At 64.6% G+C, this 21,691-nt stretch carries 17 protein-coding genes; 7 read left to right on the forward strand and 10 right to left on the reverse strand.

What is annotated here, in order from left to right:
• Nucleotides 1-54: 54 nt before the first annotated feature.
• Nucleotides 55-1,353: a serine hydrolase domain-containing protein gene (locus tag EAH75_RS09700; protein ID WP_140648425.1), complete on the reverse strand. Its 1,299-nt coding sequence runs from the start codon at nt 1,351-1,353 to the stop codon at nt 55-57.
• Between the two features lie 55 nt (nt 1,354-1,408).
• Between EAH75_RS09700 and EAH75_RS09705 the strand changes: the two genes are divergently transcribed.
• Nucleotides 1,409-1,996: a LemA family protein gene (locus tag EAH75_RS09705; RefSeq protein WP_140648426.1), complete on the forward strand. Its 588-nt coding sequence runs from the start codon at nt 1,409-1,411 to the stop codon at nt 1,994-1,996.
• Between the two features lie 55 nt (nt 1,997-2,051).
• Nucleotides 2,052-3,950 (forward strand): M48 family metallopeptidase, encoded by a 1,899-nt coding sequence (locus EAH75_RS09710; protein ID WP_140648427.1) that lies wholly within the window; start codon nt 2,052-2,054, stop codon nt 3,948-3,950.
• 113 nt (nt 3,951-4,063) lie between these two features.
• Here the strand turns inward: EAH75_RS09710 and EAH75_RS09715 are convergent, their stop codons facing one another.
• Nucleotides 4,064-5,653, reverse strand: coding sequence for a GMC family oxidoreductase (locus EAH75_RS09715; protein ID WP_140648428.1), 1,590 nt, complete (start codon nt 5,651-5,653; stop codon nt 4,064-4,066).
• Between the two features lie 71 nt (nt 5,654-5,724).
• Between EAH75_RS09715 and EAH75_RS09720 the strand changes: the two genes are divergently transcribed.
• The gene (locus EAH75_RS09720; RefSeq protein ID WP_240046104.1) at nt 5,725-7,032 is read left to right on the forward strand and encodes an NTP/NDP exchange transporter; all 1,308 of its coding nucleotides are present in this window, start codon (nt 5,725-5,727) and stop codon (nt 7,030-7,032) included.
• Nucleotides 7,033-7,064: 32 nt separating this feature from the next.
• On the opposite strand, the gene EAH75_RS09725 is transcribed toward EAH75_RS09720, so the two are convergent.
• Both EAH75_RS09725 and mtgA read right to left on the reverse strand, forming a co-directional pair.
• Nucleotides 7,065-7,493, reverse strand: coding sequence for a CBS domain-containing protein (locus tag EAH75_RS09725; RefSeq protein ID WP_140648430.1), 429 nt, complete (start codon nt 7,491-7,493; stop codon nt 7,065-7,067).
• 131 nt (nt 7,494-7,624) lie between these two features.
• Entirely contained in the window at nt 7,625-8,365 is a 741-nt protein-coding gene (mtgA, locus tag EAH75_RS09730) for a monofunctional biosynthetic peptidoglycan transglycosylase (protein ID WP_140648431.1), read from the reverse strand.
• Nucleotides 8,366-8,462: 97 nt separating this feature from the next.
• Here mtgA and EAH75_RS09735 point away from each other — a divergent pair, with 97 nt between their 5' ends.
• Nucleotides 8,463-9,362 carry an Hsp33 family molecular chaperone HslO gene (locus tag EAH75_RS09735; protein ID WP_140649579.1) on the forward strand — a complete coding sequence of 300 codons (900 nt, stop codon included), beginning with the start codon at nt 8,463-8,465 and terminating at the stop codon, nt 9,360-9,362.
• A gap of 46 nt (nt 9,363-9,408) precedes the next feature.
• Here EAH75_RS09735 and EAH75_RS09740 read toward each other — a convergent pair whose 3' ends face one another.
• Entirely contained in the window at nt 9,409-12,309 is a 2,901-nt protein-coding gene (locus EAH75_RS09740) for a bifunctional diguanylate cyclase/phosphodiesterase (protein ID WP_140648432.1), read from the reverse strand.
• Nucleotides 12,310-12,555: 246 nt separating this feature from the next.
• Between EAH75_RS09740 and EAH75_RS09745 the strand changes: the two genes are divergently transcribed.
• Nucleotides 12,556-13,470 carry a hypothetical protein gene (locus EAH75_RS09745; RefSeq protein WP_140648433.1) on the forward strand — a complete coding sequence of 305 codons (915 nt, stop codon included), beginning with the start codon at nt 12,556-12,558 and terminating at the stop codon, nt 13,468-13,470.
• An 86-nt stretch (nt 13,471-13,556) separates the two neighbouring features.
• Here EAH75_RS09745 and EAH75_RS09750 read toward each other — a convergent pair whose 3' ends face one another.
• The 5 genes from EAH75_RS09750 to EAH75_RS09770 form a co-directional block, all read right to left on the reverse strand.
• The gene (locus tag EAH75_RS09750) at nt 13,557-14,459 is read right to left on the reverse strand and encodes a DUF4097 family beta strand repeat-containing protein (RefSeq protein ID WP_140648434.1); all 903 of its coding nucleotides are present in this window, start codon (nt 14,457-14,459) and stop codon (nt 13,557-13,559) included.
• Nucleotides 14,460-14,476: 17 nt separating this feature from the next.
• Entirely contained in the window at nt 14,477-14,932 is a 456-nt protein-coding gene (locus EAH75_RS09755; protein ID WP_140648435.1) for a hypothetical protein, read from the reverse strand.
• Nucleotides 14,929-15,474, reverse strand: coding sequence for an RNA polymerase sigma factor (locus EAH75_RS09760; RefSeq protein WP_140648436.1), 546 nt, complete (start codon nt 15,472-15,474; stop codon nt 14,929-14,931). Before EAH75_RS09760 ends, EAH75_RS09755 begins: the two co-directional genes overlap by 4 nt.
• Nucleotides 15,475-15,613: 139 nt before the next feature.
• Complete coding sequence (locus tag EAH75_RS09765; RefSeq protein WP_140648437.1) at nt 15,614-17,401, reverse strand: phosphoenolpyruvate carboxykinase (GTP); 1,788 nt, start codon at nt 17,399-17,401, stop codon at nt 15,614-15,616.
• Nucleotides 17,402-17,525: 124 nt separating this feature from the next.
• A complete protein-coding gene (locus EAH75_RS09770) occupies nt 17,526-18,104 on the reverse strand; it encodes a TetR/AcrR family transcriptional regulator (RefSeq protein ID WP_140648438.1) in 579 nt (192 codons plus the stop codon).
• A gap of 124 nt (nt 18,105-18,228) precedes the next feature.
• Between EAH75_RS09770 and EAH75_RS09775 the strand changes: the two genes are divergently transcribed.
• Nucleotides 18,229-19,143, forward strand: a complete 915-nt coding sequence (locus tag EAH75_RS09775) for an alpha/beta fold hydrolase (protein ID WP_140648439.1) — start codon at nt 18,229-18,231, stop codon at nt 19,141-19,143.
• 13 nt (nt 19,144-19,156) lie between these two features.
• On the forward strand, nt 19,157-21,604 hold the full coding sequence (locus tag EAH75_RS09780; protein WP_140648440.1) for an acyl-CoA dehydrogenase: 2,448 nt from the start codon (nt 19,157-19,159) through the stop codon (nt 21,602-21,604).
• Nucleotides 21,605-21,691 lie beyond the last annotated feature (87 nt).

Raw genomic sequence — 21,691 nt, forward strand, 5'->3', positions numbered from 1 at the left:
ATGTTTCACATGCGCCGTCTTTCGTTTTGAAGGTTGTCCGCCGATCGCCCCGACTCAGTGGCGACGTGTCGCACGATGCTTGCGTGGCTTCATGCGCCTTGGCGCTGCCGCAGGTGCCGAGGTCCTGGCATTGCCTTCGATCTCGGCCCAATCCACATGCGGCAGGCCCAACAGATCGTCGAACACCATCGGCATCAGGCCGCTGGGTGTGGGGCCGGTGGAGTTCCACAACGTGACCACGCCGGCCTGGTACTTCGGAAAAAATCCGATCATGGTGCGATAGCCGGCCACGGCGCCAGCGTGATAGATCAGCGTTTCGCCGCCGTACTCGTACACCCGCCAACCCATCGCATAGTGCGCTTCGGTCAGTCGCGCACGGCGCCATGGCGTGGCATGCAACTCGCTGGGCGTGGAAACGCCGGGGGCGTGCAGCACATCCAGCAATGAGGTGGGCAGTACATCCTGGCGATCGCCCATCTGCGCGATCAGCCATTTCTCCATGTCGCGCAGGCTGGCGTTGACGCCCGCCGCCGGCGCCACCCGGTAATAGGTTTCACTCGGGTCGAACGGTATCCAGCCGCGACTGGATGCGCGGTGCGGACGTGCCCAGCTCTTGCTAGATTCCAGTGCCGCACGACCGTAGCTGGCGGTGGTCATCCCCAGCGGATAGAAGATCCGCTTGTCGACCTGGCGGTAGAAGAAGTCGCCGGTACGCGCGAGCACCACGTCGCCGATCATGCCGAAGGCGACGTTCTGGTAGCCGTAGCACTGACCGACGCCACAGACCAGATTGACCTCGTCCAGCTTGCGCACCAGCTCCTCGTAGGGAATGTCGCCTTCGAGCATGTTGTCGTAGGTATTGCGCGGCAGACCCAGCCGTTGCCCCAGGATGTCGCTCACCGTGGCCTGGGAGGCTGCCTGCATGTCCTTGAGCTTGAAATACGGCAGCACGTCGACCAGCTTGGTATCCCAGCTCAGCTTGCCATCGTCCACCAGCAGGCCGGTGATGGCGGTGGCAAAGGCCTTCGACAACGAGGCGAGCCGAAACACGGTGTCCGCTGTGACCGGTTGTCTGGTGGCGGCATCGGCGTAGCCAACGGTACCTTCGAAGACCACCTTGCCATCGATCACCACTGCCGTGACCAGACCGGCAACGGCATGGCGCTCGCCAAGACGGTTGAGCCAGCGCTGGTAGTCAGCGACGGTCTGTTTGATGCGCGCCGGTGGCAGGTTCTGCGGCGCGCTGCGAACGCTGACAGTGGGCGATGACGCGGCCGACGTGGCGGCACAAGGCAGTGTGCAGGCCAGCCCGAGTGCGCCGCCGATCAACAGGAATATCTTTCGAAACTGCATGGTATTCTGATGGGGTTCCGGCGTGGGGATGCGCCTCAGGGTGGAGAGTCTACCGATGGGCCTGATCATTTTTCTTGTTGTTGTCGTTCTGATTGTCTTGTACTTCGTGGCGATCTACAACGGACTGGTCACTTCGCGTAACAGTTACAAGAACGCGTTTGCCCAGATCGACGTGCAGCTGACTCGCCGACACGACCTGATCCCGAATCTGGTCGAAACCGCCAAAGGTTACCTCGCACACGAACGCGGCACGCTGGAGGCGGTGGTGCAGGCCCGCAACGCGGCGGTCAGCGGGCTGGCCGGTGCCAAGGCCAACCCCGGTGATCCAGCCGCGATGCAGCAGCTGGCCAGCAGCGAAAATGCCCTGACCCAGACACTGGGTCATTTGTTCGCGCTGCAGGAAGCTTACCCCGACCTGAAAGCCAACCAGACCATGATGCAGCTCTCCGAAGAGCTGACCTCGACCGAGAACCGGGTCGCGTTCGCACGGCAGGCCTATAACGATTCGGTGCTGACCTACAACAACAAGCGTGAAGTCTTTCCCGCCTCGTTCGTGGCCAACAGCTTCGGCTTCGTCGCGGCCGAGCCGCTGAAGATCGAGGATCCGGCCGTGCGTGACGTGCCGAAGGTTTCCTTCACCTGATCGCCGTGCATCGCGGCTGTAGTCGCGATGCACGCGTTCAGCCGCTGGAGCCTCCATGGATTTTTTTGCGCAACAGGCGCGCGTACGCGGCAGCAGTCGACGACTGGTCGCGCTGTTCGTGTTGGCGGTGATTGCGATCGTGGCGGCGATCGATGCGGTGGTGTGGCTCACCATGGGCCACCACCCGGTGGATGGCGAGCCGGCGCTATCGAATCTGCCGCTGCTGTTAACCAGCAGTGCCGTGGTGCTGGCCGGGATCGGCCTCAGTTCATTGTTCCGCATCATGAGCCTGTCCGGCGGCGGCAAGACGGTGGCCGAGAGTGTCGGCGCGGTGCCGGTGCCGCCGGATACCCGCGAGCCGCAGCTGCGCCAGCTGCGCAATGTGATCGAGGAAGTGGCGATCGCGGCGGGCGTGCCAGTGCCGGATATCTACCTGATGGCCGACGAGCCCGGCATCAACGCATTCGCCGCGGGCTATTCGGCGTCGGATGCCGCGGTATGCGTGACCAGGGGTTGTCTCGACAACCTGAGCCGCGACGAGTTGCAGGGTGTGATCGCGCACGAATTCAGCCACGTGCTGAATGGCGACATGCGGCTCAACATCCGCCTGATGGGCCTGCTGTTCGGCATCCTGGTACTGGCGATCGTCGGACGCCGGGTGATCTGGTTCGGCGGCGGCCGCAGCAGCCGGCGCGATGGTGGCGGCGGTCAGGTGTGGATGATCGGGCTGGCGCTGATCGTGGTCGGCTACATCGGGTATTTTTTCGCGCGGCTGATCCAGGCGGCGGTGGCACGCTCGCGCGAATCGCTGGCCGACGCCTCGGCGGTGCAGTTCACCCGCCAGACCGACGGCATTGCCGGCGCGCTGAAGAAAATCGCGATCCTCAGTGAGGGCTCCGAGCTGCAGGTGGCAAACAAGCAGGAGGTGGCGCACATGCTGTTCGGCGAGGCCAGCAAGTTCAATGCGCTGTTCGCCACCCATCCACCGCTGCTGCAGCGTATTCGTGCTTTGGAGCCCGGCTTTCGCGAGGAGGAGCTGACCCGATTGGCCGCGTCACTGCAGCGCGCTGCAGCGGTTCCATCCGATGCTGCGGTTGCCGGCAAGCCGGGCAATCCGCAAGGCGTGCCGGGCATGGCACTGCCTCCTGTGCTGCCTGCCGTGCTGGGCAGTGCCGTTGTTGCCGGCGGCATGGCACGTTTCCAGCGTGCCGCTGCGGTGCATCAGGCGATGCCGGACACGTTGACGACTGCCGTGCAGCAGCCCGAGTCGGCGCTTGCCGTGGTGCTGGCATTGGCCACTTCGGAGGAAGCGGAGTTGCTGCCGACGCAGCGGCGTATCGTCGCTGACGCCTTTGGCGATGACGTGCAGCAGGCCGTGCAGGCGATGGCTGGCGAATTGGCGACACTGCCGCCGATCGCCCGCCTGCCGCTTGCGGCACTCGCGTTTCCCGCGTTGAAGCAGCTGTCGGAGGGGCGTCAGCAAACCTTGCTGGGTACGCTCGATGCCCTCGTTCGAGCCGATGGCAAGGTCGACCTCAATGAGTATTGCCTGGCCCGGCTGCTGCGCATGCAATTGCAGGAGGCCCGGCAACCCCGCCGCACGCCGATCGATGGCCTGAAGAAACTCCCAACCTGTCGCGACAGCGTGATCCTGGTATGCGCCATCGTGGCGGCAGGCGGCTGTTCCGACCAAGCGAGCGCCCGTCGCGCGTGGCTGCTGGCGATGCAGCATGCCTTCCCTGGCGAAGCGATCGAGTGGTCGCCGCCGCCAGCGGCGTGGCAGGCACCGTTCGAGCGCGCGCTGGATGATCTGGATGGGTTGATGCCGGTGGCCAAGGAATTGCTGATCCAGAGTCTGCTCGCCGCGATCCGTGCGGATGGTCAGGTCAGCGTGGAAGAGGCCGAACTGTTGCGGGTCATCTGCGCCAGCCTGCACTGCCCGGTGCCGGCGTAGCAACGCGCCGTTCGGCAGGAGCGACTTCAGTCGCGATGCTTTTGATTCATTTCAAACACCAGAGCATCGCGACTGAAGTCGCTCCCACAACAGGTTCACGTTCCACGCGAAGCTCAGGCCTCGCCCAGGATCAACGCGCTGGCCCGTTCGGCGATCATGATCGTCGGCGCATTGGTATTGCCGCTGGGCAGGCTCGGCATCACCGAGGCATCGACCACGCGCAGCCCCTGCACGCCGCGCACGCGCAGCTCGCTGTCGACCACCGAGCGATCGTCCTTGCCCATGCGACAACTGCCGACCGGGTGATAGACCGTCTCCGTCTTGCGCCGGATGAAGTCGGCGTACTCGGCATCGGTGCGAAGTGCGCGTTCGGGAAACACCGGCTTACCGCGGTACGCGTCGAATGCGGGCTGGTCGAAGATTTCGCGCGACAGCCGCGCCGCCTCGATCATCCGCTGCAGATCGTGCCCCTCCGGATCGCCCAGGTAATTGGCGTGGATCGCGATCGGCTGCGCCGGATCAGCCGAGTGCAGACGCAAACGGCCCCGGCTGCGCGGGTGCAGATAACAGGCGTGCATGGTGTAACCGTAGCCGGGCAGGCGATGGCGGCCGTGATCGTCGAGCAGCGCGGGTATGAAGTGGAACTGCAGGTCGCAGCGTTCGTCATCGGCCAGACGGCTGCGCACGAAGCCGCCGGCTTCGGCGATATTGGAGCTGCCCGGGCCATCGCGATGACGCAACCAGCGCAGGCCGGTGCCCAGTTCGTTGAGATGGTCGTAGGTGATTTTCTGCGTGCTGCCATCCAGCGTGCTGATGTCCAGATGATCCTGCAGGTTGCTGCCGACGTCGGGCAGGTCGGCGAGCACGGCGATGCCGTGTTCGCGCAGATGATCGGCCGGGCCGAGGCCGGACAGCATCAGCAGTTGCGGTGTGTTGATCGCGCCGGCGGCAAGAATCACCTCGCCCGCTTCGATGCGTTCCGTCACATGCCGGCCGTGGCGCAACTGCACGCCCACCGCGTGGGCGTGGTCGAGCAGTACGCGCTCGACCAGTGCATGCGTGCGCACATGCAGGTTCCCGCGCTGGCGTACCGGCTTCAGGAAGGCCGTCGCGGTGGAGCAACGCGCGCCGTTGCGTTGGGTGACCTGATACAGCCCGAAGCCGGCCTGCTGGGTGCCGTTGAAATCGTCGTTGCGTGTGTAGCCGGCGCTCGTGGCCGCATCGATCAAGGTCGCCGACAGCACGTTGTGATGGCGCAGGTCGGAAACGCCAAGCGGACCACCCGCGGCATGCAGGGTGCTGGCGCCGCGACTGTTGTCCTCGCTGCGCAGGAACCATGGCAACACCTGCTGCCATGACCAGCGTGGATCGCCGCACACCTGCGCCCAGCTGTCGTAATCGGCTGCCACACCGCGGATGTAGCACATCGCATTGATCGAGCTGGAACCGCCCAGCGTCTTGCCGCGCGGCCACCACAACCGGCGCTGGTTGAGTGCGGGCTCCGGTTCGGTGTGGTAGTTCCAGTTGAGTCGACGGTTGTTGCCCAGCCGTGCGATGCCGGCCGGCATGTGGATCAGCGGATTCCAGTCGGACGCGCCGGCCTCCAGCAGCAGCACGCGTTTGGCCGAATCGGCGCTGAGCCGGTTGGCCAGCACGCAGCCGGCCGAGCCGGCACCGACGATGATGTAGTCGTAATGGCTCAAGGGTTTTGCGCTCCCGACGGGGTGGATATGACCGCATGCTAGGCTTGCCGCGCCCCACGCTGGATGTGCCCGTGAGTTTGCCCCGCCAAACCGTTGTGGAACAAGCCGCCGCGCCGACGCTGTCCGCGCTGGCGTTTTTTTTCGTGATGACTTCGTACTACATCATCCGGCCAGTCATGGGCCAGCTGAGCGGTGCGGTCGGCTCGCAGTCACTGCCGCTGTTCTACGGCGCGGTGTTTGTGGTGATGCTGCTGTTGACGCCGGTGTTCGGCATGCTGGTGGCGCGCTTCCGACGCCGGCAATTGCTCGGCTGGAGCTACAGCTTCTTCATTCTGTGCCTGCTCGCGTTCGTGCCTGCGTTCATGGCGCAGGATCGCATCGGCGCGCGCGAGTTGGGTGTGGTGTTTTTCGTCTGGGCCAGCGTGTTCAACCTGTTCGTGGTGTCGCTGTTCTGGAGCTTCATGGCGGACATCTTCTCCAGCGATCAGGCACGGCGGGTGTTTTCGCTGATCGCGCTCGGTGGCATGGCTGGCGCGATCTTCGGCCCGCTGGTGACCAAGCTTCTGGTGCAGCTGATCGGCGTGGCGCCGCTGTTGGTGGTCTCGGCGCTGGCGTTGAGCTTTTCGATGATGCTGTTGCTGCAGCTTTCCACGCAGCACGATCGACAAGCGGGCAGCCGTGCCGATGAGGCGATTGGCGGCTCGTTGTGGGCCGGCATCAGGGAGTTGTGGTCGCGTCCGTTCCTGCGTTACATGGCCTTGTTGATGTTGTTCGGCGATGGCATCGGCACGTTGGCCTATGCGCTGGTGGCCGATTACGCCAAGGCGCATTTCACCAGCACGGTCGCGCGCACGTTGTTCTACAACGACCTGGATCTGGCGACCAATCTGCTCGGCGCAGTGCTGCAGCTGAGTGTGACGCCGTGGTTACTGGTGCGTCGCGGCGCCGGCTGGGGGCTGGTCGTGCCATCGCTGGTGAATCTGATCTTGCTGGCTGGCGTCGCGCTGATCGGTGGTGGCAGCCTTGTGTTCTTCAGCTACAGCGTGCCGCTGCTGGCGGTGATGCAGGTGATCACGCGCGGCTTCGCCTACGGCATGACCAAACCGGCGGTGGATGCGCTGTACACGCGGGTGCCGCGCGAGACGCGCTACAAGGGCAAGAACTTCGTCGAGACCGCGGTATGGCGCTTTGGCGACGTGGTGGTGACCAGTGCCGTGAGCGGTTTGCGCATGCTGGGTTGGGGCATCGGTGGACTGGCCTTGCTGGGTGCCGGCGTCGCCACCCTGGCGGCGATAGTGGCCCGCCGGGCCGGTTGGTCGCCCGACCTGGCGCCGGACGAGCATGCGCGGGTCGACGATGGTGAAACGCCGCCAGTTTGAAGCTGGCGGGTTGCGTTTCAGCGATTCCCGGCCTAACTGGTGATATAGCGCTGCAGATGCTCGATCTCTTCGGCCTGCGCGTCGATCACCGCCTTGACCAGATCGCCGATCGAGATCACCCCGACCACGCTCTGGCCGTCCACTACGGGTAGATGCCGGATGCGACTGTCGGTGCACAGGCGCATGCAGTCGAACACGTCGGTATCCGGGCTGACGGTGAGCGGTGTGCTGCTCATGATGTCGGACACGGCGGTTTGCGATGAGGAGCGACCCTGCAGGATCACCTTGCGCGCGTAGTCGCGTTCCGACACCACACCGATCAGCTGGTCGCCGCGCATCACCAGCAGCGCGCCGACGCGGTGTTCGGCCATGTGCTTGATCGCTTCGAGCACCGGCGCATCGGGTGCGATGCTGAAGACCTTGCTGCCCTTGCTTTCCAGCAGATGTTTGACCTGGCTCATGCTTGGGTCTCCCACGGGCCCGGGCGGGCCGTCCGAGACGAGTTTAGCGCCGCTGCCGGGCTGGCGTGTAGCCAAGTTGTGAAGCGGGTAGCGGGTCCACGCAGACGCTTGCCGCTGGCGCCGGGGTGCGTTCAGTGCCTGGGTCGTGGCGGCGCGCGACCTTCGATATAGCCCGGGCCACCGAGCTGGTTCATCTGCTGCTGGATCCAGTTGGCGCGGCGTTGCACATAAGTACTGGGACGATCCGCATGCAGGCGGCGCGGGCTGGGCAGCACGGCGGCGAGGCGGGCGGCCTGCGCCGGACCGAGCTGTGCCGGCGAGGTGTGGAAATACGCCGCGCTGGCCGCACCGACACCATAGACGCCATCCCCAAGCTCGGCGATGTTCACGTACACCTCGAGGATGCGCTGCTTCGGCCAGGTCAGCTCGATCAGCACGGTGAACCAGGCTTCCAGTCCTTTGCGCACGAAGCTGCGGCCATTCCACAGGAACAGGTTCTTGGCAACCTGCTGACTGATCGTGCTGGCACCACGCAGGCGCTTGCCATCGTCGGCCGCATCCATCGCGTCATGGATGGAATCGAAGTCGAAGCCATGATGGTAGGGAAACTTCTGGTCCTCGCCGGCCACCACCGCCAACGGCATCCAGCGCGATACCTGCGCCCACGGCACCCAGTGCTGACGCAGCTGGAAATCCTTCTCGCCGCGAACCCAGGCGCCAAGCTGTCGCTCCAGCATCACGGCCGATGTCCACGGCGGCACAAAGCGCAGCACCAGCACCACCAGCCAGCTCAATGCGAGCCAGGCCAGCACGAGGACGGCCAGCGAACGCAACGGTCGGGACAACACAGGGCGGCGAGACAAAGGAAGCATAGCGGTGCGCGCAGGAAGACGCCGCAGTATAAGGGGCGTTGTCCCGCCGCCGTCGCGCCCCCATCTGAAGCGACTGAGCCGATTGAGAGTGTCTATTTTGGAAAACCTGCCTGTCGAAGATGTGTTGCATGGCTTCTTGCTGGAACGCGCTGGCGTGCGCGGCACGCTGGTGCGGCTCGGCCCGTCATGGCGCGACGTGGCCGGCCGTGCCGACTATCCGCCCGCTTTGCATGCGCTGCTGGGCGAGGCGTTGGCCGCCAGCGCGCTGTTGACCGGCAACATCAAGCTGGACGGCGCGCTGTCGATCGAGCTGAAGAGCTCGGGTGCGCTGCGTCTGCTGTTTGCCGAGTGCAACGACCAGGGTCGCGTGCGCGGGTTGGCCCGCTGGAATGAACCGTTGCCCGCGCCGCTGGCGCTGGACGCGCTGCCTGACGCGATCATGGCGATCACCATTGGCAACGTGGACCGGGGCCAGCGCTATCAGGGGCTGGTCGACCTGCAACACGCCGGGCTGGCCGAATCGCTGGAAAACTACTTTGTGCAGTCCGAACAATTGCCGGCGCGCATCCTGCTGGCCGCCGACGCCGGACACGCCGTTGGCCTGATGTTGCAGAAGATGCCGGACGAGGGTGGTCGCGACGCTGCGCTGGATGACGATGCGTGGAACCGCATCGTGCACCTGACGGCCACGCTGGGCGCCGAAGAGTTACTGGGTACGGCGCCGGAGCAGTTGTTGTACCGGCTCTACCACGAGGAATCGGTACGCCTGTTCGCGCCGCGTCCGCTGGCTTTCGGTTGCAGCTGCGGCCGTGAGCGGGTGACGGCGATGCTGCGCTCGTTGGGGCGCGATGAGGTGGAGGCGGCGCTGACGGCGCGCGATGGCGAAATCGAGGTGATCTGCGAGTTCTGCGCGCAGCGCTATCATTTCGATCGCATCGACGCCGAGCATCTGCTCAGCGCCAGTGCGACCGTAGATACGCCCGATACCGAGCAATGAATCCGCTGTGCTGGATCGGAGGATAGGAGCCCGGGTTGGGCAGCGATCAGGCCAGCAGCAGCGGCTTGTCTGCACTCAACCAGGTTGCCGCCGGCTGCGGCATGGCGAACAGGAAGCCCTGGCCATAGCGGCAGCCGACGCGTAACAGGGCTTGCCGCTGCGATTCATCCTCGATGCCCTCGGCAATCACCTTCATCTGCAGTGAGTCAGCCAGTACCTGGATCGCGCGCACCAGTGCCAGCCCCTGGGTCTCTTCGTCGCCGGGCGGCAATTCCGTGATGAAGGAGCGATCGATCTTCAGCGTCTCGAACGGGTACTGGTGCAGATAGCTCAGCGAGGAGTAGCCGGTGCCGAAATCGTCGAGCGCGATGCCGACGCCATGACTGCGCAGGTTCTGCAGCATCTGCTTGACCTGAGTCGGGTTCTCCAGCAACGCGTGCTCGGTGACCTCGATGCGGATGCAGTGCGTCGGCACGGCGTATTGCTCGAACAGCGCCAGCAGACGCTGGTCGAGATCGGCGGACCGGAAATGCCGGCCGGAGACATTGATGCTGATGAAACCCTCGTTGCCGATCAGCCGCACGGCCTGGGTGCAGACCTGTTCGAAGATCTGCCAGTCGATCGCCTCGGCGCAGCCGCACTCCTCGGCGATCAGCAGAAAATCATGCGGCGGCAGCAGGCCGCGCTCGGGGTGATGCCAGCGCAGCAGCGCCTCGTAGCCGGTAACGCGGCCGTCGGCGAGTTCGACGATCGGCTGGTAGAACGGTTCGAATTCGTTGCGGCTGAGCGCGTGGCGCAGGTCGCTTTCCATGTCCAGCAGTGACAGTGCTTCGCGGCGCAGACGGTCGTCGAACATCGCCGCGCGATGGCGACCGCCGTCCTTCGCGTTGTACATCGCGGCATCGGCGTCGCGCAGCAACTCCTCCGGCTGGCGGTAATGCGGGCTGGACAGGGCGATACCGATCGAGGCGGAGGTGAAGATCTCCTTGGTGCCAAGCCGGAACGGCGTCTGCAGTTCGCTGATGATGCGCTCGGCAATCAGCGTGGCCTTGCCGGTGTCGACGATGCCCTCCAGCAACACGGCGAATTCGTCGCCGCCCAGGCGCGCGACCACATCGCGTGTCTTCAGGCAGGCACGGATGCGACCGCCGACCTGGAACAACAAGTCATCGCCGACCAGGTGGCCGACCGAGTCGTTGATTACCTTGAAACGATCCAGGTCGATGAACAGCACGGCGAACTGCTCGTTCGGATTCGCGACGTAGCGCTGCATCGCCTGCTCCAGTCGCTGCAGCAGCAGCGTGCGATTCGGCAGGCCGGTCAGCGAGTCGTGCAGGGTTTCGTACTTCAACCGCCGCTCGACCCGTTCGCGTTCGGCGATCTGTTCGCGCAGGTCGCGATTGGCCAGCGCCAGTGCGCGGGTGCGCTCGGTGACGCGACGTTCCAGCCCGGCATAGGCCTGCTTCAGCGATGACGCCGCCTGCTTGCGTTGCAGCGCGTTGGCGATGTGGTAGCTGACGAAGGTCAGCAATTCCTGGTCGCGCTCGTTGTAGGTGTGTTCGGGTGAGTAGCTTTGCAGCGCCAGCACGCCCAGCGCCTTACCACCCCAGATCAGCGGCACGCCGAGCCAGCACACCGAGCGCGAACCGAAATGGCTGATTTCGCCGGTTTCGATGAGATGGTCGATGGCCTGCATGTCGGCCAGCAGCGGCTTGGCATGGCGCAACACATATTCGGTGACGCCGCGTCCGTGCGCCCGTGGTGGCCGCAGGTTGTCGACATCATCGACAGAATAGGGGAAGGTCAGGTGCCCGTTTTCCTCGTCGACCAGCGCAATATAGAAATTGCGGGCGTACAGCAGGCCGCTGATCACCTGGTGCATGGCCGCGTAGAACTTTTCCAGGCTCTCCGAGTTATTCGCCAGTTCAGCGATGCGGAACAACGCCGCCTGCAGGCGTTCCCCGCGCTGGCGTTGCAGTACCTGCTGGCGCAGCACGCGATTGGCCTCGCGCAGTGCCGCAGTGCGATCGGTTACCCGGCGGCCCAGCTCGATATGCGCTTCGCGTCGTTCCAGCGCGGTCTGCACATGCTGGGCCACATAGCTCAGCAACTCCAGATCATGTCGCGAGTAATGGGTGTCGGCGCGATAGCTCTGCATCACGATTCCGCCGACCACGCGATCGCCGCGCAGCAGCGGTACGCCCAGCCAGTGTTCGCAACTCGGGCCGATCGGCACAAAATGGTCGCCGAACTGCTGCTTCAACTCCTCGATCGAGCCCATCAGCGGCCGACCCTCCTGCAACAGGGTCCAGGTCAGGCTGTGCAGCATGTCGTGCAACGGCACGCCCTGGTCAGGTGAGGGCGGGTCGGTATCGGCGATGTCGACGTAGTACGGGAAACGGACGGTGTCGGTGGCCGCGTCGTACAGCACGATGTAGAAATTCTCTGCATACATCAGGCTGCTGACGATGGCATGCAGCGAGCGCATCATTTCGGGCATGTCGTGTTCGGCGCCTGCCTGTTCGGCGATCGCGTACAGCGCACGCTGCAGGCGTTCGGCCAGGGCCAGGCGGGAGATGGCTTCGTAGAGCCGACTGATTTCGGCCAGCTGGCGCAGACGCGTATCGGCCAGCCGACCGAGCCAGTCCAGCCGGTCGCGCACGATCTCCGGCGGCGGCAGGTCGGCCCATTCAAGCGTCAACGTGCGCGGGCCTTGGGGGTCCTCGGCCAGATCGAGTTGTCCACCGATATGGCCGGCTTGCTCGTCCATGCGGCGCCAGCGAAGTCGGCCCTGGATGCCGAAGTTGACCAGCATGAGCTCACAGATTTCCATCACGCTGGCGGCGTCGGGAGCTTCGAACAGCCGTTCGACCGCTTCGCGCAAGGCCGCAAGATCCCGAGCCACTGAAGGAGGCTGGGATGAACGGATCGTCGGTGTAGCGCTCATTGGGGCTATGGTTGGTTCCGGGACGATCTGTCAGGTCAGCGTCAAATCCCTTTATATCGCGTAAGTTGGCCCTGTCGCCAGCATTGCGGCGGCGGGAACTGCGGGTGTCCCGGCCGGTCAAAGCTTGACACAAACCTATCCCATTCTGTGATTGGTTAGGGGTTTTCAGGGTGTTAGCAAAACGTAAAACGGGATATACTCAGCTCCGCCTATACCCCTATTGAAAGAGCCACCGATTCCAAGCTCATGCGCCGCCTGTCCGCCCTGCTGATTTTGCTATTGCCGCTTGCCGCGGCCGGGCAGTCTGTGAGCGGCGACAGCGTCATGGCTGAGCGTCTGCTGGCGCAACCACCGGATCAGATGACCGAGGTGGAACCCGGCGTCATGGTGCCACTGTGGCGTGGTACCGATGGTCGTCTGCTGGCGCTCAAGGCTGATCGCAGCACCGGCGCCGACGCGCTGCGCAAGAATGCCCCGCTGTCGCTGCGCGTGGTCGATGCCGCCAGCGTGATGACAACCGGCCTGCAGTACGGGTTGGGCTCAGGGCTTTCGGCGCATGCCGAGATCAGCGAACACTCCTCGTGGGTCAACAACCAGGGCTCGCGGATACTGGGTAGTGAAGTGGGTGCCACCTATGATGCCGGCCGTTACAGCCTTGGCTTGAGTGTGGGTGCCACCAGTACACCGAATAACAACAACGTGTTGCCGCGCGTGCTGCCGGGCGCCGCGCCGGGTATCGACGGGCTGTCCAGTTTCGACAGCAGCTCGCAATTCAATGCGCGCGGCCGGCTGGCCTTGGGCAACAAGAGTGGTATCGATCTGGGTGCCAGCGTCGGCCGCATCCACCTGCTGCCGGGCAACTTGCTTGGCATCAATGCGCTGGATCAGAAGGCGTTGAGTTTCGGGGTCGATCACGGCCCGTTGAGTGGCGTACTGATCGGTCGCACCATGCAACCGCAGGCCGGCATTCCGGGCAACTTCAGTGCCGACAGGCGCTGGAACAGCATCGATCTCGGCGTGACCTGGCGCCTGCCGTGGCGTGGCTCGCTGAGCGTTGGCGCGCAGAACCTGTGGTCGTCCGGTACACCCGCCAACACCCCGGTGGGTCCGGAACCGGATCAGTCACGTACACCGTACGTGCAGTACCACCAGGATCTCTGACCCGCCGGCAGGAAACTTTCGGTTGAACTGTTGACGCCGTCGCTGCCGCGACGGCGTTTTGGTATGGGATGGCGGGCGGCCCGTGGTCAGTTCTGTTTGCGGACGCGCAGGTCGCCACTGAAGGTTTCGACATTGATCTTGCCGTGACCGTCGCCGAGGCGGACGTCCAGCGAGCTGCCGGGGCCGTGTTCGGGTTTCGTCGGTGTGCCGAAATCGCTGCGCAGGTCGCCGCTGAAACTGCTGGCGTGCAGACTGCCTGAGGTATTGGCGGGTAGCTGCAGCTGCACGTCGCCGCTCATGCTGTCGATAGCGAGCGTACCCTGGGGAATCAGGGCGCCCGTCAGTTGTACATCACCGGATACCGTGCTGAGCGCCAGTTTCTGCCACGGTCCGCCCGCGGCCTGGATGCGGCCGGAAATGGTTTGCAGCTTCACGTCGCTGCCGAGCGAGGGCGCGAGGATCTCGCCGCTCACGGTTTGCAGGTCGGCCTGTTCGGCATGGCCAGCCAGTTCGATGCCACCGCTGACACTGTCCACTTTCAGCGATGGCGTGCGCGCGTTGATGCGCGCCTTGCCGCTGACGGTATTGACCTCGATGTTGCCGCCGGCCATGCCGTCGATGACCAGCGGTGCACTGATCACATCGACACTGAGCGAAGCCGCCTTGGGCACATGCAGTTCCAGCGTAGTCGGCGCCATCTTGCTGTCACCACCCCAGTTGAACCAGCCGGAACCGCCCAGCGGCTCGACCTTGATCGACAAGTCGCCATTGCTGCCGGTGATTACCAGCGGCTTGCTGCCGTCGCCGAGTCGGCCGCTGACCTGCACTTCGTTGCGGTCCCAGGCGATCACGTTCACCGTGCCGGCGATGTTGCTGATGCTGACATGGGCGGTTGCAGTGGCGTCGTGGCGCAACTGGATCGGCGTGTCGGCCAGAGCCTGGCCGATGCACAGACACAGCAGCAGCGGAAGGTAGCGGTTGGTTTTCATGATCATTCCTGTGGGTATCAACCGGCCTGATCGGTCAGTTGGCGCAATTGCGTCTGTTGCAGTTGGGTGCGGCTGAGCAGGCGCTGCAAGGCCGCTGAATCGGGCGCCTGCTGGATCGCCAGCTGCAGTTCCATGCGTGCGGCATCCAGCTCGATCGCGGCACCGGCCAGACGCGGGTCGGCCGGTTTCCAGCCAGCGGAGGATGAAGCGACGCCAGCCATCGATCGGGTCGCCGGTGCCTGCAGCCGATGCCAGCCGATGCCACCGACCAGCAGCAACGATGCCGCGAGACCAGCGGCAACCAGCCAGCGTTGGCGGTGCCTCGGTTGATGGAGTGGTGTCGGCGGCATTGCCGGCGCACGGGCCAATGTGGTGTCGTCCAGTGCGGCATCGATCGAAACCCACAGGTCGCGCTGCGGCGTGAGCGGCTGGCGCAGGTCGCGCAATTGGCGGCGCCATTCGAATTCGTTCATGACTTTTCTCCCAAAACCTTGCGCAACAGACCACGTGCGCGATGCAGTTGCGCTTTCGATGTGCCGACCGCCATGCCAAGCTCGCCGCCGATCTCCTCGTGTCGCCAGCCCTCGATATCGTGCAATACCAGCACGGCGCGGGCGCGCGGCGGCAGCAGGCCGATCGCGCGTTCCAGTTCCTCGCGCTCGGCGGCGCAAAACGGAGTTGCGCCGGTGTCCGGCAGGTGATCGTCGTCGAGCATGCTGACGGGGTCGGCGCCGCGGGCGCGGATATCCATCAGCGCCACGTTCACCGCGAGCCGGTACAGCCAGGTGCCGAACGCGCTCTCATGGCGGAAGCCGGGCAGTTTCTGCCAGGCGCGGATGAAGGCGTCCTGGGTGAGGTCTTCGGCGCGTGCGTGGTCGTAGCCGGCGAGACGGTATACCGCGCCATGCACGCGGCCGACGTGCAGCCGGTAGAGCCGCTGGAATGCATGACGATCACCGGCAGCTGCGGCGCGCACGTCATCGGTGTCGGTGGCTCCCGTTGAGGCAGGCGACATGGAGCTTCCAATGGCAGGGCAGGCGGCGATCATCTTGCCAGCTTGGATGCGCTGTCGTGCGAAAGGGTTTGAATCACTACCGTGCCACAGCGTCAACGACATCCCGGAAGGAATGGTGAACCGTCCGGGATACGATCGGTCAGTGCGCGGTGGCTTCCTGACGTGGCTGGGCGTCGTCAGCTGCATCCAGTGCCCTGGCCACGCGTTGCTGCTCTTCGCGCAGGCGCTCCGGCAGATGTGGCACGAAGGTTTGCAGATACTCGCCGATGGCAGCCAGTTCGGCCTGCCAGCCGGCGTTGTCCACGTCGAGCAATGCATCGAGCTGTGCGGGATCGAGCCTGAGTCCGTCGACCTTGAGTTCACCATCGCCCGGGAGGATGCCGATCGGGGTTTCGACGCCATCGACGCGATCCTCGACGCGGTTGATCATCCACTCCAGCACGCGCAGGTTGTCGCCGAAACCCGGCCACAGGAACTTGCCGTTGGCGCCCTTGCGGAACCAGTTGACGTGGAACACCTTCGGCAGCTTCGCGCCGGGCTGGTCGAACGACAGCCAGTGTGCGAAATAGTCGCCATAGTGATAGCCGCAGAACGGTTTCATCGCCATCGAGTCGCGGCGTAGTACACCGACCGTGCCGGTGGCGGCGGCAGTGGTTTCCGAGCCCATCGCGGCACCCATCAGCACACCGTGGGTCCAGTCGCGCGCCTCCATCACCAGCGGCAGAAGTGACGGGCGACGGCCGCCGAACACGATCGCGCTGATCGGCACGCCTTGGGCTGCCTCAGCCATCTCCGACCAGGTCGGACACTGCTTCGCGCTGACCGTGAAACGCGAGTTCGGGTGCGCGGCGGGACCATTGGCCGGGTCAAAGGGACGCCCCTGCCAGTCGATGGCCGGCGTGCCGGGCAGGCCTTCCCACCACGGCTGGTTATCGGCGGTGACTGCGACATTGGTGAAAATGGTGTCGTGCGAGATGCTGGTCAACGCATTGTGATTGGTGCTGCCGCTGGTGCCCGGGGCCACGCCGAAGAAACCAGCCTCCGGATTGATTGCGTACAGCCGCCCATCCGCGCCGGGACGCATCCAGCAGATATCGTCGCCGATCGTCCACACCTTCCAGCCATCGCGCAGATAGCCTTCCGGCGGGATCAGCATCGACAGGTTGGTCTTGCCGCAGGCGGAGGGGAACGCGGCGGCGATGTAATGCGTCTCGCCCTGCGGGTTCTCGATGCCGACGATCAGCATGTGCTCGGCCAGCCAGCCTTCGCTGCGTGCCTGATGACTGGCGATGCGCAGCGCATGACATTTCTTGCCCAGCAGCGCATTGCCGCCATAGCCGGAACCGTACGACTTGATCGACAGTTCGGCCGGAAAGTGCATGATGAAACGACGCTCGGGATCAAGTTCGCCGGTGGAATGCAGCCCCTTGATGAACGTGCCTTCACGCTCGATCCGTGCCTGCGCCGCAGCGCCCATGCGGGTCATGATCCTCATGTTGGCGACCACGTACGGGCTGTCGGTGATCTCCACCCCGCAACGCGCCAGCGGTGAGTCGATCGGTCCCATGCAGTACGGAATCACGTACATGGTGCGGCCAACCATGCAGCCATCGAACAGTGCATCGATCTTCGCGTGCGCTTCGGCCGGTGCCATCCAGTGGTTGTTCGGGCCGGCGTCCTGTTCGTCGGGATGACAGACGAAGGTCAGGTGCTCGACACGCGCGACGTCGGAAGGATTGGAGCGGTGCAGATAGCAGCCCGGATGGGTCTGCTGGTTCAGCTCGATCAGGGTGCCGGTCTGCAGCATCTGCTGTACCAGCGCCTGGTATTCGGCATCCGAGCCATCGCACCAGTGAATCCGGGCGGGACGCGTCAGCGCCGCCACTTCGTTTACCCAATGCTCGAGCGCTTCCAGCTTGCTGGCCATCGTGTCCCTCTAAGGTTTTCAGAAAAATTGATCTGAAACGGTAGTTTGCGTGCACTGGTATTGCAAGGTTTCTTGCAACAAAAACGGCGCCAGATGGCGCCGTAGGGGATATCTGCTAAGTGCGTCAGGCCGGAATCAGGGTCGCGATCATGTGCTCCACGTAGGCCTCGAATTCCTCGTGGTTGATCCGCGGCAGGCCCAGCGTGAAGTTCAGCTGCAGGAAACCCACGTAGGCCGCGTAGGTCAGCCGTGCCCGGTTCAACGCCTGCGGCGGCGGCAAGCCGGCTTCGCGGTAGGCTGTAGTCAGAAATTCCATCCGTCGCTGCGATACGCGTGCCATCACGGGCACGACCTGGGGATGATCCAGTGCCTTGAGCAGCGAGGCATACACGCGATGTGGCTGCAACTCATGCGCTACCCGGCGGAACAGTTCGGGCAGGCGTTTGCGCGGATCGGCAATCTGCTCAATCTGGCTGATGATCTCGCGCTCGCCGTATTGCTCCCAACGCTCCAGCGCCGCATTCAGAAGGGCTTCGCGGGTACGGAAATGCCAGTAGAAGCTGCCCTTGGTCACGCCAAGCTGGCGTGCCAGTGCCTCCACAGCCAAGGCGCCGACACCTTGTTCGGCAATCAGATGGAGGGCGGCAAGTTCCCAATCTTCGGCGGACAGGCGGGTGCGTTCTGGCTTGCTACTGACATTCATGTGCGTATGGTAGCCATACCTCGCGTATTTGTAATGTGGTCGCCCGACGGATGCATCGGCTGCTTGCACCGGTATCGGCAGGGGCGGTTGACGACACTCGTGGAGGCAATCCATACTCATCCGTATGGTATACGATATCCACGCGCCGCCGGCCATCAGCCGGTTCCCCGTCGCCGATCTGGGTCTGGCGGTAGAGACACGCAATCCGGACGGCAGTCCGACGCTCCTGTTCGCGCACGGTTTCGGTCAAACCCGAGGGGCCTGGAACGGTGCCGCCTCCGCGCTGGCGGACGCAGGATGCCGCTGCGTCACGTACGACACCCGCGGTCATGGCGAAAGTGATCGTGTGGCTGGCGGCGCGGATTCTGGAGGTGGGTACCACATGGATCAGTTCGCCGACGATTTGCTGCGACTGGCGGAAGCGCAGCCGCAGCCACCGATCCTGGTCGGCGCCTCGATGGGCGGCCTGCTGGGCATCGTGCTTGCCGGCGAAATGCGGCCTGTACCGTTCCGCGCGCTGGTGCTGGTCGACATCACGCCGCGCTGGGAAACCGCCGGGGTGGAACGCATTCTCGCGTTCATGCAGGCACATCCGGACGGCTTCGCGAATTACGCCGATGCGGCCGAACAGATCGCCGCGTATCTGCCGCAGCGGCGCGAGCGCAAGAGCGAGGAGCAACTGCGTCCGCTGCTGCGCGAAGGTGCGGATGGCCGGCTACGCTGGCACTGGGACCCGGCGCTGCTGGCCGGTGGCGTGGTGCAGGAAAGCGAGCGTTACCAGCCGCGCCTGCAGGCAGCTGCGGCAAAGATCGACCTCCCCGTGCTGCTGCTGTCCGGTGCCCGCAGTGACGTGGTGTCGCGCGCCACCGTCGACGAATTCATGCAATTGGTGCCGCATGCGCAGCATGTGGAACTGTCGCACGCCACGCACATGGTGGCGGGCGACGCGAATGATGCATTCATGCGCGAAGTCGTCCGTTTCGTGCAAAGTCTGGATCCATCCGCCGACCGGCGACATGCCGGCGCGGCCCAACCGTGATGAGGTGTTCGTGATGTCCGTGATACTGACCCTGCTGGCGGCGCTGATTGCCACCGGTACCTGTGCCTACCATCGCAGCAGCCTGCGCACTTGGGCGATCGTCACGATCGTCGCCACCCTGGTGGTCGGTCTGATCGCCCATGCACCATGGACCACGGCAATCCTGTTGATCGTCGAGCTGCTGATCGCCGTGCCGCTGCTGCTGGTGGATTTTCGTCGACGCCAGATCAGCGCGCCGCTGTTGAAGCTGTTCGCCAAGGTCACTCCGAAACTGTCCGAGACCGAGCAGACCGCGCTGGAAGCGGGCACGGTCGGCTTCGAGGGTGAGCTGTTCTCCGGCAAGCCGAACTGGCATGAGCTGCTCAAGCAGCCCAAGCCCGAGCTGAGCGTGGAGGAGCAGGCATTCATCGACGGCCCGGTGGAAGAACTCTGCGGCATGATCGATGACTGGCAGATCACCCACGAGCTGGCCGACCTGCCGCCGAATGTGTGGGAGTTCATCAAGAAGAATCGCTTCTTCGGCATGATCATCCCGAAGCAGTACGGCGGCCTGCAGTTCTCCGCGCTGGCGCATTCGGCGGTGCTGCAGAAGCTGGCCACGATGTCGGCGACGGTGGCCTCGACCGTGTCGGTGCCGAACTCGCTGGGGCCGGCCGAACTGCTGCTGCATTACGGCAGCGAGGAGCAGAAGAACCACTACCTGCCGCGATTGGCGGTGGGCGAGGAGATTCCCTGCTTCGCACTCACCGGCCCGTACGCCGGCTCCGACGCCACCTCGATTCCCGACTTCGGCATCGTCTGCAGGCAGAGCGTCGACGGCGTCGATACGCTCGGCATCAAGCTCACCTTCGACAAGCGCTACATCACGCTGGCGCCGATCGCCACGGTGATCGGACTGGCGTTCCGCATGTACGACCCCGAGCACCTGCTCGGTGAGCAGGACGACCTCGGCATCACCCTGGCGTTGCTGCCGCGCTCGACGCCGGGCCTGCAGATCGGGCGTCGCCACTTCCCGTTGAACGTGCCATTCCAGAATGGCCCGATCCACGGCAAGGACATGTTCGTGCCGCTGTCCACCCTGATCGGCGGCCCGCACATGGCCGGCCACGGCTGGCGCATGCTGGTCGAGTGCCTGTCGGTGGGGCGCGCGATCTCGCTGCCGTCCAATGCCACTGGCGCGCTGCGCGGTGCGGTGGCCTCGGTCGGCGCGTACGCGCGCATGCGCAAGCAGTTCGGTCTGGCGATCGCCCGCTTCGAGGGTGTCGAGGAAGCGCTGGCACGCATCGGTGGTCTGACCTACGCCACCGCGGCGCTCTCCCGCGCTACTGCTGCCGCGGTAGATCGCGGCGAGAAGCCTGCGGTGCCGTCGGCTATCGCGAAATACCACGCCACCGAATGGGGCCGGCAGGTCGCCGGCGACGCGATGGACGTGCTCGGCGGCAAGGGCGTGCAGCTCGGCCCGAGCAACTATGCCGGCCGCGCATGGCAGGGCGTGCCGATCGCGATCACCGTGGAAGGCGCCAACATCATGACGCGCAGTCTGATGATCTTCGGCCAGGGTGCGATCCGCTGTCATCCGTACGTGCTGAAGGAAATGCAGGCGCTGTCGATCACCGACCGCGGCGAGCAGCTGAAGACCTTCGACCGCCTGCTGTTCGGCCATCTCGGCTTCGGTGTATCCAACGCAGTGCGCAGCTTCGCGATGGGTCTCACCGGCTCGCGTCTCGGCGAGAGCGCGGGCGATGCTTATACACGCCGCTACTACCGCAAGCTCGATCGTTATTCCGCCGCGCTGGCGCTGTGCGCCGACGTGTTCATGGGCGTGCTCGGCGGCAAGCTGAAGTTCAAGGAGAAACTGTCGGCGCGCCTCGGCGACGTACTGAGCTACCTGTACATCGCCAGCAGCATGCTCAAGCGCTACGAGGACACCGGCCGGCCGGAAGCGGACCGTCCGCTGCTGGCCTGGGCGTTCCACCAGTGCGTATGGAACATGCAGATGGCGCTGGATGGGGCGATCCGCAACTTCCCGGTGCGCCCGGTGTCGTGGCTGCTGCGCGTGCTGGTGTTCCCGTTCGGTCGCCGCGAAGTGCCGCCGTCCGATCGCCTGGGCCGCCGCGTTGCTGCGTTGATCAGCGGCCCCAGCGAGGCGCGCGATCGCCTGATGGAATGGGTCTACCTGACGCCGACGGCGAACAACACGGTCGGCCGCATGAATGCATTGCTGCCGGACGTGATCGCGGCCGAACCGGTCGATCGCAAGTTCGGCAAGGCGCAGAAGAGTGGCCAGTTCACGACGCACGACTACATGGATCAGCTGGCCGAAGCGGAGCGGTCCGGCGTGCTGAATGCCAGCGAGGCAGCGCTGCTGAAGCGCGTGCGCGAAGGCGTGTTCGAGTTCATTTCGGTGGACGATTTCGCACCGGAGGAGCTGCGCGCTTTCAAGACCCGCGCGGACAAGTAAGCAGACGGCAACATGTAGCTACCGGCCCGCGTTTGATGTCGCTACTACGACACCAGGCGCGGGCCGACTTTTTTCCCGGAGATCGCC

The organism is Rhodanobacter glycinis, from assembly GCF_006438785.1.
GTDB lineage: Bacteria > Pseudomonadota > Gammaproteobacteria > Xanthomonadales > Rhodanobacteraceae > Rhodanobacter > Rhodanobacter glycinis_A.

Coding starts and splice junctions, on each gene's coding strand:
- EAH75_RS09770 (WP_140648438.1), bottom strand. CDS start 18,104: ATGAATGTCAGTAGCAAGCCAGAACGCACCCGCCTGTCCGCCGAAGAT.
- EAH75_RS09740 (WP_140648432.1), bottom strand. CDS start 12,309: ATGAGCGCTACACCGACGATCCGTTCATCCCAGCCTCCTTCAGTGGCT.
- EAH75_RS09780 (WP_140648440.1), top strand. CDS start 19,157: ATGTCCGTGATACTGACCCTGCTGGCGGCGCTGATTGCCACCGGTACC.
- EAH75_RS09725 (WP_140648430.1), bottom strand. CDS start 7,493: ATGAGCCAGGTCAAACATCTGCTGGAAAGCAAGGGCAGCAAGGTCTTC.
- EAH75_RS09755 (WP_140648435.1), bottom strand. CDS start 14,932: ATGAACGAATTCGAATGGCGCCGCCAATTGCGCGACCTGCGCCAGCCG.
- mtgA (WP_140648431.1), bottom strand. CDS start 8,365: ATGCTTCCTTTGTCTCGCCGCCCTGTGTTGTCCCGACCGTTGCGTTCG.
- EAH75_RS09750 (WP_140648434.1), bottom strand. CDS start 14,459: ATGAAAACCAACCGCTACCTTCCGCTGCTGCTGTGTCTGTGCATCGGC.
- EAH75_RS09705 (WP_140648426.1), top strand. CDS start 1,409: ATGGGCCTGATCATTTTTCTTGTTGTTGTCGTTCTGATTGTCTTGTAC.
- EAH75_RS09710 (WP_140648427.1), top strand. CDS start 2,052: ATGGATTTTTTTGCGCAACAGGCGCGCGTACGCGGCAGCAGTCGACGA.
- EAH75_RS09775 (WP_140648439.1), top strand. CDS start 18,229: ATGGTATACGATATCCACGCGCCGCCGGCCATCAGCCGGTTCCCCGTC.
- EAH75_RS09765 (WP_140648437.1), bottom strand. CDS start 17,401: ATGGCCAGCAAGCTGGAAGCGCTCGAGCATTGGGTAAACGAAGTGGCG.
- EAH75_RS09700 (WP_140648425.1), bottom strand. CDS start 1,353: ATGCAGTTTCGAAAGATATTCCTGTTGATCGGCGGCGCACTCGGGCTG.
- EAH75_RS09760 (WP_140648436.1), bottom strand. CDS start 15,474: ATGTCGCCTGCCTCAACGGGAGCCACCGACACCGATGACGTGCGCGCC.
- EAH75_RS09745 (WP_140648433.1), top strand. CDS start 12,556: ATGCGCCGCCTGTCCGCCCTGCTGATTTTGCTATTGCCGCTTGCCGCG.